This window comes from Proteus mirabilis HI4320 (assembly GCF_000069965.1).
In the GTDB taxonomy this organism is placed as follows: Bacteria; Pseudomonadota; Gammaproteobacteria; order Enterobacterales; family Enterobacteriaceae; genus Proteus; species Proteus mirabilis.
Genome location: NC_010554.1, coordinates 2,659,389 through 2,675,512 on the forward strand (window position 1 = coordinate 2,659,389; position 16,124 = coordinate 2,675,512).

General features: G+C 46.9%; 15 protein-coding genes. All 15 read right to left on the minus strand.

Annotated features, from left to right (window positions below; all coding sequences use genetic code 11):
• Nucleotides 1-2: 2 nt before the first annotated feature.
• Nucleotides 3-1,391 (minus strand): conjugal transfer protein TraH, encoded by a 1,389-nt coding sequence (locus PMI_RS12030; RefSeq protein ID WP_012368353.1) that lies wholly within the window; start codon nucleotides 1,389-1,391, stop codon nucleotides 3-5.
• A 2-nt stretch (nucleotides 1,392-1,393) separates the two neighbouring features.
• Complete coding sequence (locus tag PMI_RS12035; RefSeq protein ID WP_012368354.1) at nucleotides 1,394-2,338, minus strand: thioredoxin family protein; 945 nt, start codon at nucleotides 2,336-2,338, stop codon at nucleotides 1,394-1,396.
• A 287-nt stretch (nucleotides 2,339-2,625) separates the two neighbouring features.
• Nucleotides 2,626-4,518 (minus strand): UvrD-helicase domain-containing protein, encoded by a 1,893-nt coding sequence (locus PMI_RS12040; protein ID WP_012368355.1) that lies wholly within the window; start codon nucleotides 4,516-4,518, stop codon nucleotides 2,626-2,628.
• Nucleotides 4,515-6,479: an ATP-dependent nuclease gene (locus tag PMI_RS12045; RefSeq protein ID WP_012368356.1), complete on the minus strand. Its 1,965-nt coding sequence runs from the start codon at nucleotides 6,477-6,479 to the stop codon at nucleotides 4,515-4,517. The genes PMI_RS12040 and PMI_RS12045 overlap by 4 nt, the downstream gene beginning before the upstream one ends.
• Nucleotides 6,480-6,652: 173 nt before the next feature.
• Complete coding sequence (locus PMI_RS19290) at nucleotides 6,653-6,829, minus strand: hypothetical protein (protein ID WP_153630148.1); 177 nt, start codon at nucleotides 6,827-6,829, stop codon at nucleotides 6,653-6,655.
• A 157-nt stretch (nucleotides 6,830-6,986) separates the two neighbouring features.
• Complete coding sequence (locus tag PMI_RS12050; protein ID WP_012368358.1) at nucleotides 6,987-7,694, minus strand: hypothetical protein; 708 nt, start codon at nucleotides 7,692-7,694, stop codon at nucleotides 6,987-6,989.
• A gap of 89 nt (nucleotides 7,695-7,783) precedes the next feature.
• Nucleotides 7,784-8,857: a DUF7146 domain-containing protein gene (locus tag PMI_RS12055; RefSeq protein ID WP_012368359.1), complete on the minus strand. Its 1,074-nt coding sequence runs from the start codon at nucleotides 8,855-8,857 to the stop codon at nucleotides 7,784-7,786.
• Nucleotides 8,858-8,948: 91 nt separating this feature from the next.
• Nucleotides 8,949-9,290 carry a hypothetical protein gene (locus tag PMI_RS12060; RefSeq protein ID WP_012368360.1) on the minus strand — a complete coding sequence of 114 codons (342 nt, stop codon included), beginning with the start codon at nucleotides 9,288-9,290 and terminating at the stop codon, nucleotides 8,949-8,951.
• Nucleotides 9,290-9,787: a RadC family protein gene (gene radC / locus PMI_RS12065; protein ID WP_012368361.1), complete on the minus strand. Its 498-nt coding sequence runs from the start codon at nucleotides 9,785-9,787 to the stop codon at nucleotides 9,290-9,292. Before radC ends, PMI_RS12060 begins: the two co-directional genes overlap by 1 nt.
• Before the next feature lie 82 nt (nucleotides 9,788-9,869).
• On the minus strand, nucleotides 9,870-11,525 hold the full coding sequence (locus tag PMI_RS12070) for a VWA domain-containing protein (protein ID WP_012368362.1): 1,656 nt from the start codon (nucleotides 11,523-11,525) through the stop codon (nucleotides 9,870-9,872).
• Nucleotides 11,526-11,594: 69 nt separating this feature from the next.
• Nucleotides 11,595-12,035, minus strand: a complete 441-nt coding sequence (locus PMI_RS12075) for a hypothetical protein (protein ID WP_012368363.1) — start codon at nucleotides 12,033-12,035, stop codon at nucleotides 11,595-11,597.
• A 61-nt stretch (nucleotides 12,036-12,096) separates the two neighbouring features.
• On the minus strand, nucleotides 12,097-13,050 hold the full coding sequence (locus PMI_RS12080; RefSeq protein ID WP_012368364.1) for a DUF3150 domain-containing protein: 954 nt from the start codon (nucleotides 13,048-13,050) through the stop codon (nucleotides 12,097-12,099).
• Between the two features lie 98 nt (nucleotides 13,051-13,148).
• Entirely contained in the window at nucleotides 13,149-13,916 is a 768-nt protein-coding gene (locus PMI_RS12085) for a hypothetical protein (RefSeq protein ID WP_012368365.1), read from the minus strand.
• Nucleotides 13,916-14,875, minus strand: coding sequence for an AAA family ATPase (locus PMI_RS12090; protein WP_012368366.1), 960 nt, complete (start codon nucleotides 14,873-14,875; stop codon nucleotides 13,916-13,918). Before PMI_RS12090 ends, PMI_RS12085 begins: the two co-directional genes overlap by 1 nt.
• 209 nt (nucleotides 14,876-15,084) lie before the next feature.
• Nucleotides 15,085-16,101, minus strand: coding sequence for a YqaJ viral recombinase family nuclease (locus PMI_RS12095; RefSeq protein ID WP_012368367.1), 1,017 nt, complete (start codon nucleotides 16,099-16,101; stop codon nucleotides 15,085-15,087).
• Nucleotides 16,102-16,124: the final 23 nt, after the last annotated feature.

Here is a 16,124-nt window from a genome sequence, read left to right on the forward strand (position 1 = left end):
ACCTATTCCCCCAGCGCCGTAGATTTAACGGTGTAATAACGCTGTTTGCGAATGGTCTGAATCACCTGGTTAAAATGCGCCAGCAATTCTTGCTCTGAGCCGTATCTTCGCTGCAACGCAGCGTACTCATCATTGATTTGGCGACGTGCACGTTCAAGGTCTTCGGTTAACAACTTCGCATAGGCATGATCTTCCACACCCGATGTGCTTCTAGCTGCATTGAGCATGTCTTCAACCAATGCCCGGGCCATCTCAACAGCAATAAATGGTGCCGCTCGTGAAGCAAACGACCTAGCGGCCCCTTCATTTAATGCAGAAAGTGTTCGAATCATGCCGCCAATACTCGCAGGAGCCGAGGTCATAAAAGCCTTTTCGGTGGTGCTAGCAGCCCCTGTATTTCGAGCAAACTTAAAAATAATGCCGTTACTAGAACCTGTACCAAGAAGTAAATTTTCTACCTGAGTTGATAACCCGGTAAGAGTCACGTTAGTGATTGTTGGGTTCAGACAACCGTCTTGCGTCACTGTGTCACATCGGTACATAGCGACGTTACCGCCATGAATTAGATGCTCAATAGTCACTTTATTGCCATTTAGTCTGGTCAGTTTTGGGGCTTTACCTTGGCCATCAGCGGCATTCGCTAAATCACCAACGATGATCGAACCAGTCACCGACATAACCGCTTCAAGAAAACGATCATCCCCCGATGCAAACCAGCTTGATGCCGAGTGACGTTTCAGTGCTCGCCAGACCAAGTTACCTTTAATTGTTTTGTTCACATCCGATGCCGCGACACTTGAAGCGTTCTCATAAGGGTTCTTACCATTGGACTCACTCCAACTGGTAAAAATGTCTCCAGCCCCTTTAAGTGAGCTCAACATGCTGGCTTCTGTTTGCCCCTTTTTACCAAAAGCAGCCAGGGTATCGTTCACGACTCCCTGAGCCATTTGACAGGAATTGCCAAAATACTCGTTCAACTGCTGTATTTTCTTTTGCAGTGTCTCCATGTGCTGAGAGCATTTCTCACACATAGCACTGAGCGCTAATTGGAATGCGTATCCCTTGGCATTTGCCGCTACAGAGCGAAGTAATTGAACAAACTGATCTGCATTAACAAATGACAAACTTCCAGCGAACATATCAATGCCGCCACAACCTGCTTGGAATGAAGGAGGCACCATTGAGACGAGGTTTTCGTTCATGATCCTGTTACGGACAACAACGCTTCCACCAGATATAACGCCACGCCGCTGACTCTCGAATACACCAGGCGCAGTGGTGTTGGTCATTGAACCAAACAACTGATTCATCTCCTGTTGCAAGCTTGCTTGGCTCATAGATGAAAAACCAATCGCACAGGCGATAAGCGATACTCGGAATACTTTTTTCATCGTTATAACCCTCCTTGTGCACGCAGATAGCGAACAAGAAACTCAGGGTTCTGTAATATCTTTTCGTTAAGCTCTTGGGCTGACATCGCAAGTGACACGCCGGGTTGAACAGGTCTGGTGGCATAGTAAGTTTGATCGTCAATCCAACCGGCTTGATGGGCTGCGAGAATGATTCGATTATTGAGCTCATCGAGGCTCATTGCACCTTGGCCAATCGGAGTTATGACGTTAGGCGGGTCAACTAAGAACACGGCAGGGACAGTCGTAACTGACAATGATTGAGCTTGTCCTGAATCGACTTTGTAATTAGGAAACTCTCCACCAGGTAAAGGCAAGCCATCGACAGCAATAGCAAACACCTCGAAACCGTAGTTCAAAGCCATGGATTCGATGATAGGAGCTTGAGCATGGCAGTAAGGACAATCCGAACGATAGAAAAAGAACAAGCCAGCCCGTTTTGCTACTTCACCTAAAGCTACATCACGTTGAGCGCCAGCTTCTCGATCCATCCGATTGGCAGCATAAGTCGCCAAGGGTCTGCGACTGATTTCATCCAAAACAGGATCGCCCATGACCACCTGCTGACTAACATCAGCAAATAGTGAGCCCTTATCCATCATGACGCGCTGAAGATAAAGATAGGCTCTGACATTCTCACTCGTTGGCTCATCAATTGCCTTGTCCATGAACGACTGCATGTGCTCACGAAACCAGGCAGCACTGAAAGGCTTTAGCCCGCTCTTACTCGACTCTGCCGCACCAGATTCCGGCTTAATAAGCTCTTCAGCCTCCGCTGGCCCAGGAATGACTTGATACCAAAACCAGCCTTCCTGACCACGCTGATAGAATGGCTCGTCACTGGCATAGGCGGGTAAGATGAATAGAAAGAAAATAATGATTGGGATGGTCACCCATAGGATAAACCAAGGTAACAAAGGCGTTCTCATTGTCAGCTCCAGAAAATTTCATAGAGCTAACATGCTAAAGAACGCCGTTAAGGTGATTGGCCAGATAGATGAAGAAATCGTGTGTGTTTCTGACTAGCTGTTATGACCAGTAACAGTAACAACAGCTAAATTTAATGAGCCAAATTTATAACTGGACCGCTTTCTGCGAGGAGCGGACGGTCGAACAAACTCGTTTTGGGACATAAATGAGTTACAGATTTCGCTTAATTAGCAGTTAAAGAATTAGAAAAGGTATTACAAAACCTCAAATGGGGCGACCAAATAGATTATGCCACTACACTTGGTTGGATCGCATACTCCTGAACACCAGCGGCCGTCAACAACTCATAAAAATCTGCGACGTTGGTTCGTTGCCCTCTTTGCTGACAATAGGAAAAAATAGCCCTTTGTTTAGCGCGAGACAGTGCTACAAAAAATGTCGATAGTCCTTCCTTATCACCTTGCTTATAAGACCACCAAGCGTTGTCGTCTATCCCCATGAAAATGGTTGTATCGAATTCAAGCCCCTTGCTTTTGTGAATAGTCATAAGAGGAATATGGTTCGTGCCTTCAAACTCATCTAGCAAACCTGCCCAAGAGTTCTGAGTATCAACACAGTTTATAAAAAATTCTTCGAGTGCTGCCAAGTTTATTTCAAGTAAATTTCCTGTAGCGTAACGAGAAAAGGAGCTGCGAAGATCGTCTGAGTTAATAAATTTTATAGTTCGCTCAAATACATCGCGACCATTTTCCCGTGTCAGAGGCTGTTGCATTAACATCCGTAGTGTAGAAATGAACTTTGTTAGCTCGCGTTCAACCTGTCGTAGTGCCTTTTCGTCTTCCTGGTTCGTATTACGAAGAATTCGAATATCTGATGATAGTTGATTCCACGCTTGTGCATTTCGACGGACCAGTCCCAGCCTAAGCAGAGTAGAGAACAAAATGGTCAGTTCTTCAGCAAGCAAATCTTGTAATGTAGTTTGACCTATTTTCACACTCTCATTTCGTAAGCTCAGTCCATGTTGAGCGAGATAATAAGATAGCTGTTGTTCATAATCTTCTGGTTTTTGACGCACCAGAATAGAGTAGTTTCTTGGATTCAGTGACCTACCTAGCAAGTCATTTGCTATCCACTCAGCCAAATGAGCAGCCTCCTGATTTATATTGTAACTACAACAAATCCAAGCGGCATCACCAGAAATTAAATTGATATTACTTGTCTGAACCTCTCTCACTTCATGGTCAATAGCTTGTGCAATAACATGTTGTATCCTGACCAATTCAGGTGAAGAGCGGTGATTAAGGAGCAATGAATGTCGTTCTGCTGAAAAGTCAGCCTCAAATTGATGAAACACATCACCTTTAGCACCGGCCCAACCCATTATTCTTTGCTTGTAATCTCCTACTGCTGTTACCTCAGCCTCACTTGATTTAAAAACAGAAGATAGAAAATCATATTGAGCAAACGTGGTATCTTGGAACTCATCCACAAAAACAATAGGATATGATGCTCTAATAGATCTACGAACATGATCGTTAGTGCGAACGATATATTCAGCAAGTCGATTTAGCGCCGGAAATGACACTCTGGAAACACCGTCGGGGTAGTTTATTTGCTGACTCAACCAAAAAGTTAAAAATTCCTCCTCCAACCATGACAACTTGGGATCTCCTATACGCACACTTCCGATAAACTGATTCATGTTTTGGAGTCTTTGCGTAAAGCTATAGATACCTACTGCGTTCCCAAAATTATTTCTGAAACTACTAATAAGCTGCTTCTCTTGGTGAAAAGATGGAAAAGAGATTTCATATCGCTTTGATGGGCGATGATGCTCGGGCAAAGCCATGCGAAATCGATCTATTAAATTCTTAGTGAATGCATCAAAAGTCATCGAAATAAATCGATTGCTGACTTCTTCTGAACAACGCTCTTTCACTCTATCTGCGAGATTTTTTGCGGCATCAGTCTTGAATGAAATCGCCAGAATTTTTTTGTTTGATGGACATAGGCCAGTCTCAAGCAGATATGCAGCCTTTTGCGCTAAAAACTCTGTCTTTCCGGCTCCAGGGCCAGCGATAATACTTGTGGACTCTCGTTGCCTTAGTGCTTGCCAAGCATTTGGCTCAAGATCGTCGATCCCCTTCGGCTGCCAGTGGTCAGGTCGAATAAACTTCACCTTGCCTCCTGGTTTTGAAGGGTTGTGTGAATAGCTAGAACTAAAGCCCGTAGCTCTTCTGGCGCGTTTTGAGCCAACTGATCTGGCGGAATAGAGCCAAGCACTCGAATATGCGTACTTGGTTTACCTCTTCCTAAGAACAGATATCTGTACCAGCGCAAGTTAAGTACATCATCCGCGTAGAAGCCAGGATACCCTTCATCTCCCATAACAGCATTGCCTGGATCACCATGCATAGATGGTCCATTAGAGCTTTCATCTGGGACCACCCGATAATGGCTAGTGAATGCTTTTAACATCGAATAATCAATGTCTAATGGGCTTGAAAAATAAACTTTGTGCCGCCTGAGCCATTGAACCCACTGATTAATGTTATTCCAATCTGAAACCGGATAATTATCAAATGCAGCAAGGTTATGTTGGTAGCCTAACAGATTGAGGTTTTGCCCAAATATCTCACTTGGGTCGAGCCCATACTCTATCAATTTGGCAACTGCATTCTTAATCCTTCCCCAGCCACCGCCGTGCCGTCCCCAATCCAGATCGAGTAATGTTAGAAAAGGGATCTGTAAATCTGTTAGCAAACGCCACATGTGGTTTACATGGCGGCCCCCTAATGGAACCATGGCGACAAAAGATTTATCAATTGGTATGCCCATAGCTTCTGATATAGCAGGAAGAATTACCTCCTCGGAAGCCCCTTCCCCGAGAACAACAACTTTAGCGAAATACAACTCTGGATAGGCTCTCACCGCTTGCTGGATGTACTTTGCAGCTTCATTCTCCTCATAGGGTAAAGTCAGTTGACGAACGACAGTGGTGTTTGATTCTGTTGCTAGTCTGAAGTGCCTTACTTGTGTTGGCTGGATTCTGGCGAGAATGCTCGGCGAATGGCTAGATAGCACTGCTTGCGCTCTTAAGCCATGCACTAAACTGCTGATCTGACTTATGATTCGAGATAGATAGTATGGGGCTAGGTTATTCTCCGGCTCCTCAAGTGCCAAAATAGTCAACGAGGGCAAGAACAAGTCTGCACCGAGAAAATCTTCACTCTCCGGTTGGGCTAATATCTCGGTTTCAACATCGAGAGTAGCTGAAGTCATGGCGATGTGAAACAGCGAACTTTGGCCATCACTTAGCTCATCAATGCTCCTATCCCGACCACTTTCATCTGGGTGCAGCAGTACCTCCACCTTACGAACGAATTCTTCAAAGCGTAGGTCGACCGGGCGAAACTTCGGTGTACTATCAGTTCCAGCAGAGTGCAGTTCATGCCAACGCTCTGTGAGCTTTCCGGTAACGATACTAATCGCCTTTTCACCCTCAAAAGATTCGTTCAGCTCTGTGGCTTTTTGAGTAAAAGATGACCGAACTTGTTCCGACCAGTTAATAGCCTTCCAAAGTCGGCTTTTCAGAAAAGCGGATACCTGAGAAACTGCGCATCGTGTGGCAGGGACGTAAATCAGTTGGATTCGAGAACGATCCGCTGGACGTACATTTTGAAAATCAGCAACTTCTGGCTCGCCCCATGTCGTAACCGCACGGAACTGGCTCGTAATGTACCCGTCTATTGAGCCATCATCTTCCCATTCCGCGTCCAAGCGCAAACGACACTTCAGTTTTCCACCCTCATCTGTAACGCTCATATGATGAAAAAAATCTGGTATCACAGAGTGATCTCCATCTTCATCATCCAGTTCGGGGAAGGCGACAATGGCTTCAAGCGTGAGAGTCCGCTTGCTGGGTATTTCTTCTTCCAAAGAGGGAATATGAAAATCCTGACGGCGAATCGTCCGCTGCTCATTGGAGATGCCAAACATTCGCTGTAAGGCCTGCATCAAGACCGTTTTCCCAGCACCATTTGCTCCAACCAAGGTGGTTAGATCCGGATCGACAGCTATGCTCTGCCCTTCTGGCCCGAAACTTCTAAAGTTCTGTAGATTTATTCTCTCGATATGCACAGCAGCTCCCTCTCCTATATGCCCATAGATTATATGGGGCTTCTATTGCAAACTTTCAACTGACAAAGTACGGCCATGTGATCGCGTATCGGTTACTGGATCAAAAACGACCACCTTGGGGTGCCGTAATAAGAGCTACGTTGAAGTCGCTTCAAGCAGTGTTATCAGGTTAGTTATCCCCCTGACAACTGTTTCAAGACTCTACGATAGTCATCTCCAGACATCGAAGCACTGACGCCGTATGCCAAGGTGGGAGCAGGCAAAGTCATCACAAAATCTACCTTAATGGTTTTATCGAAAATTGACGGCATCAACGCTTCTAGCTCAAATGAAGCGAACAGGGGCACCACTTTCTTCTCCCAAATTTTAGACAATGTAGGGCAAACTGCATAACGTGGTTTGAGTGGTTACGCGTTGCTGGCACGGAAAGGGGCTGAAAGGAGTTACGCTTCAAGGTCCACTATTGGCACGTAATTAATATTCAGAAATTTCGAATACTACATTAGCTCACTTTACTGCAAAAACCGTAACCAACGTTTTCATTGAGTCCTCAGAAATCATAACAAAGTGCATTTTGCTACCAACATGCTGCCAAAACTCTGCCTCTTGTACATATTTTTTTGCTTTTTGGATAGAGACGCTTTCTGGTAACTCGGCTTTAGTTAGCGCAGAACATAGCAGCATTGAGCATAAAGCCTTCCAAGGATGCTTGGGCACTCCATTAGAAAGCCGTTCCACAAACCGTTCCAGTGCATGACGAGTCACCACGACAGGTCCAATGTTCGGAACGTTGATTACCTCATCGATTTCTCTCACTGTAGCATTATCGACGCTGTATTCTTCGAAGGAATGTGAGAGCCAATCGCCCCGCTTCTCTACCGAGATCTGTGCTTCTTGGTAACGGGTGAGCAAGAACCTAGTCAAGCTGTAAAGTGAATGCTGAGTTGAGCGTTGTTTCTGTAACTTTCTGATGGCTCCTTTACTGACCCGGATTTGAAGCCCATTGCCGCTTCGGTTACTCCCCATCACCTCTTTCACTGACAATAGGTGATGAATAGCATAGAGCTCAGCTGCAATTGGCTTTTGCTGCTCAGGTAGCTTGTCGTATTGCTCACCTAAATCGACCTTTAGCTCACCACCTCTTCGAAGGCCGGTCTTCCAGTAAACCGTAAACTCACCATCAATCTGCTTTGTTAACAGGGTTAATACCATCATGTTTGTTTCTCCTATTGGTTATCTATTTTTCATTCTCCATGTTTTTTCAAATATGCAAGGCGCAAAAAAAGGGGCCGAAGCCCCTTGGATCAGATATGAACTTTCGTAAAGCCCATGGCACCGTAAACATTCAGCACATCATTCCAATCCCAACTTTTCACGCCGAGTGACGTTGGTATCGGGGGGATCAGGACTTGTGTCAGAATGCCTTTTTGCCAGGCTTTTTTCTTGAGTTCATTCGCTGCATTCAGGCCGGTCTCAGAGAGATCGTGATCTGCCCAGATGTACAGCATTTTCACATTACTTGGTGGTTCAAACCTAGCCAGTAGGGTTGCATTCACAACCGACCAACATGTTTGTCCCGTTGCTCTGGTAACCGCTAAAGCTGTTTCGATGCCTTCAGAAACACCTAATACTTCACCAGGCTCACCAATCGGAATGGCACCGCCAGTGATTGTTCTGTCACTTGGTATGGGCATCATCTTTTTAGGCTTTTCAACCGGCGCTTTGAATCCATCTTCACTTAGGTAGATCCGATGAAACGTGGCCGAACGCCCTTGCTGAGTAACGATTTTACCTAGCAGCGCTGGGTAGCTATCGATAAACAGACCATCTTCATCATGGTAAGGCAAGTTTGGATGAAACCTCAGCACCGAATCCCATTCAGGACGAAGCCGGGTAACAATGCCACGACGATGCAAGTAGTTCCAAACTGGTTGCGCACGAGTATCTGCAAGAGATAGCGTTTCTCCCCAGGTTTGATTCAAGCGATGGATAATCGCTTTGTCCTCGTCCTGCTTTCTAGCCTTCCAATCAACAGCGTTACGCGTTATTGCCCGAGAAGGTGCTTGTATTTGTCCGGGTTGAATACCAAGAACTTGGCCAATTGCTTCAATAGACTGAGCAAAGTTCCACCCATTAATCCAAGACAACAGTTCAAAGCCATCATGAAAGATCCCGCAGGTGTTACAAACGCCACCTCCGGTATATTCAGCATCTTTGAACAGCCTAAAACCATCACGACCGCCATGAACAGGACAAGCCACATGACGGCCTTTTCGAGCAATAGCGGCATCAAGTTCTGGCACCAACGCCGCCAGTATTTGAAGCCATTGGCCATTAAGATATGGCCTTACTGTTTCAATTTGTAAAGGTAACGCCATATAACCTCCTTAAATAAAATGCCGACTCCTACCACAGGTGGTAAAAGTCAGCTTAGGTCCTGCATTGAGCCGTTTGGTTAATGCAGGAACGTTAGTCAAGCTGGATACCATGTCGTCTTAATAGCCACATGATGGAATCACGAAGCACATCAGGATCGACAACCGCAGCCATCGCGCAAACACGAAAGCAAAATGGCGCTATTTCGTCATTTTGAATCCACGACAACACATCCTTTCGCAATCGAGTACTGACACGACCGTCCAGCAATACACGGATCGCATCCAATAGAATGCCTTCGCGTAACTGCCAGATTTCCGTGTCAGACCAAGTGACTGGGGCATCATCAAACTCAAATAGAAATTCGAGCTGTGCTGATGTGTGCTGATAGGACTGCTTTTGTGATGAAGGAGAATGGGCAATGCGCCCATTCATTAAAGATAACCGCGTTCGGCAAGCGAAACGCAGCCCTCGGATGCGACCACGACATGGTCAAGCGTTCGAATATCAACAAGTGACAAGGCGTCACGAAGTCGATGAGTGATGCGTTTATCAGCTTCACTGGGTTCAGGATCACCCGATGGATGGTTATGAACCAGTATCACTGCTGCCGCATTAAATTCCAACGCCCGCTTTGTTACTTCCCTTGGATACACGCTCGCTGCATCTAAAGTGCCTTTGAACAGCTCTTCAAATCGAATAACGCGATGCTTTGTATCAAGAAACAGCACGCCAAAGACTTCGTGCTCATACTCGTGCATCAGTGTTTGCAGGTATGAGAACGCCGATGATGGCTGTTCAATTTTGCGACCTTTACTCAATCGACCACGGGCAAGCTTAAGCGCCATATCTAAAATATCCGCTTCAGTCACTTGCTCAGGAACGATGTAAGTACCGGCTTCTTCGCCAGCTAAGAATTTTTTGTTTTTCATAGGAGTCTCCAAAAAAAACGGAGACGAACCCATTCCCTGAAGGGGACGGAATCGTCCCCGCAGGGTGGTAAAATTGATGTGGTTACTGAATTAACAGTTGTTGTGTTACTTCGAATAACTCACGCTTCAGATCTTTGACGTCGTTAATCACGATGCTTTGAGGAAAGAATTTCTCAACACTGCGTGTTTGAATCCCTATTCCCAGCAGCTCAAAGCCACTTCGTCTGCACCGGTCAACAATGTCATGCGTGGCAGCCCAATCATCTGGGTCACCATCCGTTAGCACTATCATTAGCTTTCGCTTCTGTTTTTGCGCTAACAAACTATTTGCCGCAAACCACATCGCTTGTGCCATAGGCGTACAACCTCGTGGTTTTTGGTCAAAACAGGCGGCCCGATGTCGAACCGATTGCTTGGGCAATAACGCGATAGAAACTTCCTGATGAATACCAGGAAAATAACTGACCGCAGGTACAACACCCGGTATGCCTTCCAGTGCCATGGCCAAAGCCAAAGCGGCTTCATTGGCAACATGAAAGTACTTTCGATTACCTTCGCCAATGGGTTTACCCATTGAACCCGATATATCGACCAGCAAGTGCACAGCAGCATTAGGCGCAATGCGAGGTTGCCTTTGAATAAACAATCTCGACTCACCGGCTTGTGAAGCGGCAAGACGATGGGTTGCAACTCGAAGACCGTGCCTTTTGGCATGATTCCGATTGTCCTGACTGGACTGAACCATGCCCCTAAGTCGGGCTCGAATTTGAGCGGACTCAGACGCCGATAAGGTCAAAATGGCCTCATCACCCAACATAGCTTGCTCTGCTTGGGGCAAACTGAGTGGAGTGACACCCTGATGGCCTTCAGCTTGTTCCGACAACACTTCTGCCACTTGGGCAAAGGTATCGGGTTCAAACTGCGCGGCACTGGCCTCTAAGGCTTGTCGCAAATTGTCAGCTTGATCAGAGTTATCTGAATCCCCCGTTTCAGCAGCATCCCCCATTGCAGACGAGTCTGCTTCCGGGGTTTGACTGTCACTACTGTTATTGCTGTCATTACTCGCATCTTGTCCAATGTCATTACCGCTATCAGCATCCGACTCATCCTGTGGTGGACGAGATTCGTCTTCCAACATGGCAACGATGGCATCGACAAGTTTCAGCACTTCACCTGTAGATGCCAGGCTAGGCACTGCTGTCAGCATGGCGCTTAACCGGCTCATCGCTGCGGCAGGAAAGAGTTGTCTCACTCTTTCATCAACTGCTTGATACAAAGGCGTCAGTGCTTTCTGACCCAGAAAATGGCATCTCAAGCGGAACAACAACCATGCTTGCAAGTTAGATGCAGGCTCAAGCTGTTCAGGTACACACATTTGCTGAGTGTCCACCATGTACTCAATCACTTGCGAAATACTGCGCCGGGTTCCGGGGTAATCCTTTGCCAATTCGTTTTCAATTCGCACATCCTCAATGATATTGAGAAGTGCCTTACGGATCGGTTTGGACGACGCCTTCTGCACCATGTCAAAATTGGTATGCCGAATATGCGCCGCTTCATGAGCCAGATAACCCCAAGCTATCTGTTGATAGTGTGGGTCGTCTGGGTTTGCTGTTGGGATCACAATCCGCTCACCATCGGTAAACGCATCTTGTCCTTGAATAAGCACCTTCACACCAAACTTTTCGCCATAAGCGGCGGCAACGATTGGCAGTGCGTTTTTTAATGGATGATTCATGGGAGTCTCCTAATCATTAGGGGGAATACTCCCTCAGCGGGAGCGTTTCCCCGCTGCGAATGTAAGTGTTTAAACCTGTGCTTTTAGCTTATCCAGATCGTATTTTTGACCTAACCAAGCCACCAATTGAGCTGGACTCTCGTGCTGCTCAAATGACGTTTTAAGCTGGTCTAAACTCAGGATGTCATCCAATGTCAGACCGTACTGGTCTTGTAACTGAGTAGACACCTCGTGTTGATATTGCATCCAGGCCCGCTCAAAAGCGGTTTGCTGCAATGCCATGTTTGGAACAAATACCATGGCCGTTACCCAAGCTCCTTGTGCGTCCGCATCTGCGATCAAAACAGGGTTCTTGGGGATCACGACACTATGTGTTGAGTACGACCGTTGTACTAACGTTCGACAACACGCCACTTCTGGTATCGATTCACTTTCAACCGCATCAGTCACACCACGAAAATGTGCTTCAAACTGGTTCAGTTGGCTGGGGTTATGGATGGTTGATTGCATAATTTCCTCTTACATAGTTCAGAGGACATGCGCCCTTCAGGGCAACATGCCCTCAAGGACGTTAGAAATAAAATGAGTTTGGTACAGTCGAACCAAGGTTTGGTCTGACGGTTGGTTGTGGTATTGCACGTAAGTTATCTGCCTGAGCAGAAACTGGCTGTGCGGGTTTAGGTTCAGGTTTGGGCATCAGTTGTCTGATATCCAATTGACCTTCACCGTGCATTCTCATCTTGTCTGGATCAGACAAAATTAAAATGGTCGCCATCAGTTCGTGATAGAGATTGTCTATCACAGGGCCGGTCTTCGGCAGACGAACAAATAAATTGTCCATCGCTTCAACCATCGGCTGAACTCGATGATCCAGGAAGGACAAACCATCCAACTTGTCTCTTAACCGCTTGAGAGGATTAAGGGCTCGCTGACTGATTTGATTCTTACCTGCAACGGAACGCTCAAAAAGCTCATTGGCATCACGAGCCACCTCCCTAAAGAGGGTGTGTCCCATGCCATTGACCTTGTCATCTAAGCCTCCAGCTTGTTCAGCCGGTTGCATTCGATAGATGGCATAATCGAACTGAAGCCGTTGTTCCACGTCTTCGATGGGTGATAATGCACGTCGGATTGCATCTGCAAATTCCGGGTGTTTTGCAACCCAGTCAAACGTCACCTGATCATAGTTGTCCAGGAACAACTGCTTACACTGCGCAAACTCCTGACCGATCCGGTCAAGCTCAGGAACAATCTGATCAATTCGATCTTCAGGGACGGCATAGCCACCTAAAAACCGTACACCGACTTGCTCACACAAGCGCTGCGCTTCTTTTTTAAGCCTTTCAAAGTTCGCCAATGCCTCTGGGTCGCAAATTTTTTTACTCCCTAAGCTGGCAACATCCTTCGGTGGAAGTTGGCTGCCATTAGCTAATCTGAAATCTTCAGGCCTTAGTTTTTTTCTACCGCTCCAGATGGAACAGTCGATGTGACAAATCAACAGTTTGTCGAGGGTTTGAATACTCATAGTGCATCCTCATGCGAGATGGGGACGCACCACTCCCAACAGGAGCAATGGCCCCCGTTTGAGTGGTAGTAGTTGACGCGCTAATGGCAATACCACTATCAGAAATAGTAATTTTGCGAATCAGGCGACGATTGGTTGAGATCGATTTTCACAGGCATTAAGTCCAGTGCTTCAGCTATCGGGCGAACCCGCTCTAAATCACTGCCTAGCAACCGCAATACATCTTTTTCCAACTTCAGTTGGTCGGATACTTCTATCCCTTCAGGACTCGCTACTGTGAGCGAACACAGTGGTGGTAATTGACGCTTAAAAGCCAGTAACAGCAACAATGGCCACGGGCCATCATCAGTGTTAACAATGCCAGCACCTTCACCTGACACCATGCTGATTTGATTGGTACTAGGTAATCCGCTTTTGCAAAACCCTAATGACCATTCTCCAATCCTGACCTGGTTATCATCAATGACAGCCAAGCCATAGGCTTCAAGCAGCTTTGTCATATCGAACAACGCTTTTTGCGCCAGCGAGATTTGGCCATTGACGTCCTTGCGAGTACGAAACTCCCAACTGACGTTATTGGCGCACGCGACGCTATCAAGCGCATTTGAAAGTTCAAATGGCCGCCCTTGATGATCAATGCCGACTTGTCCAACCAATCGATAACCCTTGTTGATTTTCTCATTGATTCGTCGGTCTGCTTCAGCGTTAGGATCAGTCGAGTCAATCAATCGCTGCTGCGACAATTGACCGGCTTTTCCAAACCGAACTTCAATCTCCTGGGTATCCGATCCAACGTAAATGGCCCATTCTTTGGCTGTCCCATCAGAATGACTGTAACGGTAAAGAGCAAAGCACTTATCCATCATCAATCCTCCCAATGGTCACCGAAGACATCAGCGGCAATACGGTGAATGGCTTCACGTTGCTCCAACTCAGCACGAGCCGTCAAAGACCGAATCAGTGCATATTCCACTGCGTTAGGAGCGCCTTTAAAAGCAAGTGTTAACTTTGCCCAGCGCACCAAGGTCCGAGTGGACATGGTGATACTAAGCTCAGCACCGCCATCCGCGCCCCCAATAAAGAGACGACGAATGTCACCAGCCACTTTCACCATTTTCTGGCGAAAGACTTCTGGCAAGCCCGGCGCAACGTTCTCCAGAATGGCTTCCTCTACAGAAGGCTCTGCATAGGTCGCTTCGATGATTCTAAAGCGATCAAGAAAAGCCAAATTCTGTTGGAGCACACCTTGATACAAGCCCGTTTGGTCACCGCTGCCCGCACTGTTGCCGGTAGCGATAAAACGAAACTTGGCATGTGGCATGATGATCTCACCGCCATTTTGTGCGATGACCAACGGGGCACCTTCCAAAATGTCATTGAGCCCAGCCAGTTCAGCAGGCTCAGCAAGATCCATTTCATTAATGATCAGCAAATGGCCATGCTTGACAGCCAGTGCCAGCGGTCCATACACAAAGGTCATGTTGCCATTAACCAGCGTGTGGTGACCGATAAGATCGGACAACTCCAATCGACCATGTGCAGTAATTTGCTGAACAGGCCAATTCAATCGAGAAGCAACTTGGCAAATTAGCGAGGTCTTACCGCATCCCGTGGGGCCTGTAATATACAAACCGTCACCGTCGGGGTTAGACAAGAACGCCAATACGTCACGTAAGTCTTCTTTTCTAAAAACATACTCGTCCTTGCGAACGGGAATGTTTGGATGGGTAGTGTCGGCACTAAATCCTTCCAGAACGAAAGCATCAGGAGCCGGGACATTAAACGCTTGATTCACTTGAACCAAAAATGGGGATTGTTCAGTCATGGTAAACCTCATCTGTTTTGACGAGGCCCCATGCCCCAACAGGGACTGAAGTCCCCGTCGGGTGGTGTGTTGATTGTGGTATGGCTGTGTATGTAAGAGTTCAGCTCGCTCTATCATTCGTACCCAGCATTGGCTACGAGTGAAACTGCTTTCTGATGCACTCGATGTAAGCGCATTAGAAAGGAGCCGAAATCGGCTCCAAGTGAACGTTAAAAATAAAATGAGCTCGGCGAGTCACCTGGCAGAACCAAGTTCTCTTGCTCAAGGCTAATTTTGATTGGTGTTTCAACGGGCTGATCTGGCTTATTGGTGCTGATGCGCAACCGCTCTTGTGGCGCTTTTCGGTAGGCTGCTAAAACCTGTTCGTCCAGCTCGCCTAATTTATCGGTGGCCAATTGCTTATAGTCCACCGTACCCGCCATCATGTAGCGGCTGAGTTTGACCCCAGCATAGTCGGCATGAGCGTAGTTACCCATCATGGCGACCAATTTTGACTGAGCTTCTCGCATTTCTTCTTTCAAAGATTTGATGTGACTTTCCAGTCGAACCACCTCGGCATGTGCTGAGCAATATTGCCGAGACAGCGATGTCCAGCGGTATTGGGCTTCACCCTTGGGAACAAAACAATCTTGCTCAGGGCATTTTGACGGTTCTCTTTTGGTTTGAACTAACTCCCAAAACTGAAGCGCCGTTTCTTGCAATTCAGTTAAGAACGCCGCGTCTCGTTGTATTTCAAACTCAATCAGTTGATCCTCAAAATAGAAAACTAACCAACCACGCGTGCTATTGGCGACCTGTATTTGATGCTGTACCTGCACCCAATACAACTGGTACGCCTCGCTTTGTTCTCTGTGAGCTTGCACATCCTCAAAAACTGACTGGCAAGGACATTTCAGTTCAACGGGTTCGCCCGCATCGTTGATGCCATCAAAGCTGGCTCGAAAGATTGCGTTATGATCGGCTTCTGCACATAACGGCAGAAGAAAGTCATTATGCGCATTCTCAAATGCTCGCCTTGCTTGAGGCTCCAACCGAATACCGCGAAGCACATTAGGATTATTCGACAGGTCTTCCGGTAATACGAATCCGGTTTTTTCTGCCCATAATCGCCAAGGTGTTTTGTAGGGAGAACGCCCCATAATAATTGGGGCTTCAGATGCCGTAACCCCTGCAATGCGCCACTGGTGCCATGCAGGAGTACGCTGTGATAGGTCGATAACCTTCATATTGCCTCCTTTGAGGGGAGACT

Excerpts from the sequence above, each read along its gene's own strand:
- PMI_RS12030 (WP_012368353.1), bottom strand. The coding sequence starts at position 1,391 with ATGAAAAAAGTATTCCGAGTATCGCTTATCGCCTGTGCGATTGGTTTT.
- PMI_RS12035 (WP_012368354.1), bottom strand. The coding sequence starts at position 2,338 with ATGAGAACGCCTTTGTTACCTTGGTTTATCCTATGGGTGACCATCCCA.
- PMI_RS12050 (WP_012368358.1), bottom strand. The coding sequence starts at position 7,694 with ATGATGGTATTAACCCTGTTAACAAAGCAGATTGATGGTGAGTTTACG.
- PMI_RS12055 (WP_012368359.1), bottom strand. The coding sequence starts at position 8,857 with ATGGCGTTACCTTTACAAATTGAAACAGTAAGGCCATATCTTAATGGC.
- PMI_RS12060 (WP_012368360.1), bottom strand. The coding sequence starts at position 9,290 with ATGAATGGGCGCATTGCCCATTCTCCTTCATCACAAAAGCAGTCCTAT.
- radC (WP_012368361.1), bottom strand. The coding sequence starts at position 9,787 with ATGAAAAACAAAAAATTCTTAGCTGGCGAAGAAGCCGGTACTTACATC.
- PMI_RS12070 (WP_012368362.1), bottom strand. The coding sequence starts at position 11,525 with ATGAATCATCCATTAAAAAACGCACTGCCAATCGTTGCCGCCGCTTAT.
- PMI_RS12075 (WP_012368363.1), bottom strand. The coding sequence starts at position 12,035 with ATGCAATCAACCATCCATAACCCCAGCCAACTGAACCAGTTTGAAGCA.
- PMI_RS12080 (WP_012368364.1), bottom strand. The coding sequence starts at position 13,050 with ATGAGTATTCAAACCCTCGACAAACTGTTGATTTGTCACATCGACTGT.
- PMI_RS12085 (WP_012368365.1), bottom strand. The coding sequence starts at position 13,916 with ATGATGGATAAGTGCTTTGCTCTTTACCGTTACAGTCATTCTGATGGG.
- PMI_RS12090 (WP_012368366.1), bottom strand. The coding sequence starts at position 14,875 with ATGACTGAACAATCCCCATTTTTGGTTCAAGTGAATCAAGCGTTTAAT.
- PMI_RS12095 (WP_012368367.1), bottom strand. The coding sequence starts at position 16,101 with ATGAAGGTTATCGACCTATCACAGCGTACTCCTGCATGGCACCAGTGG.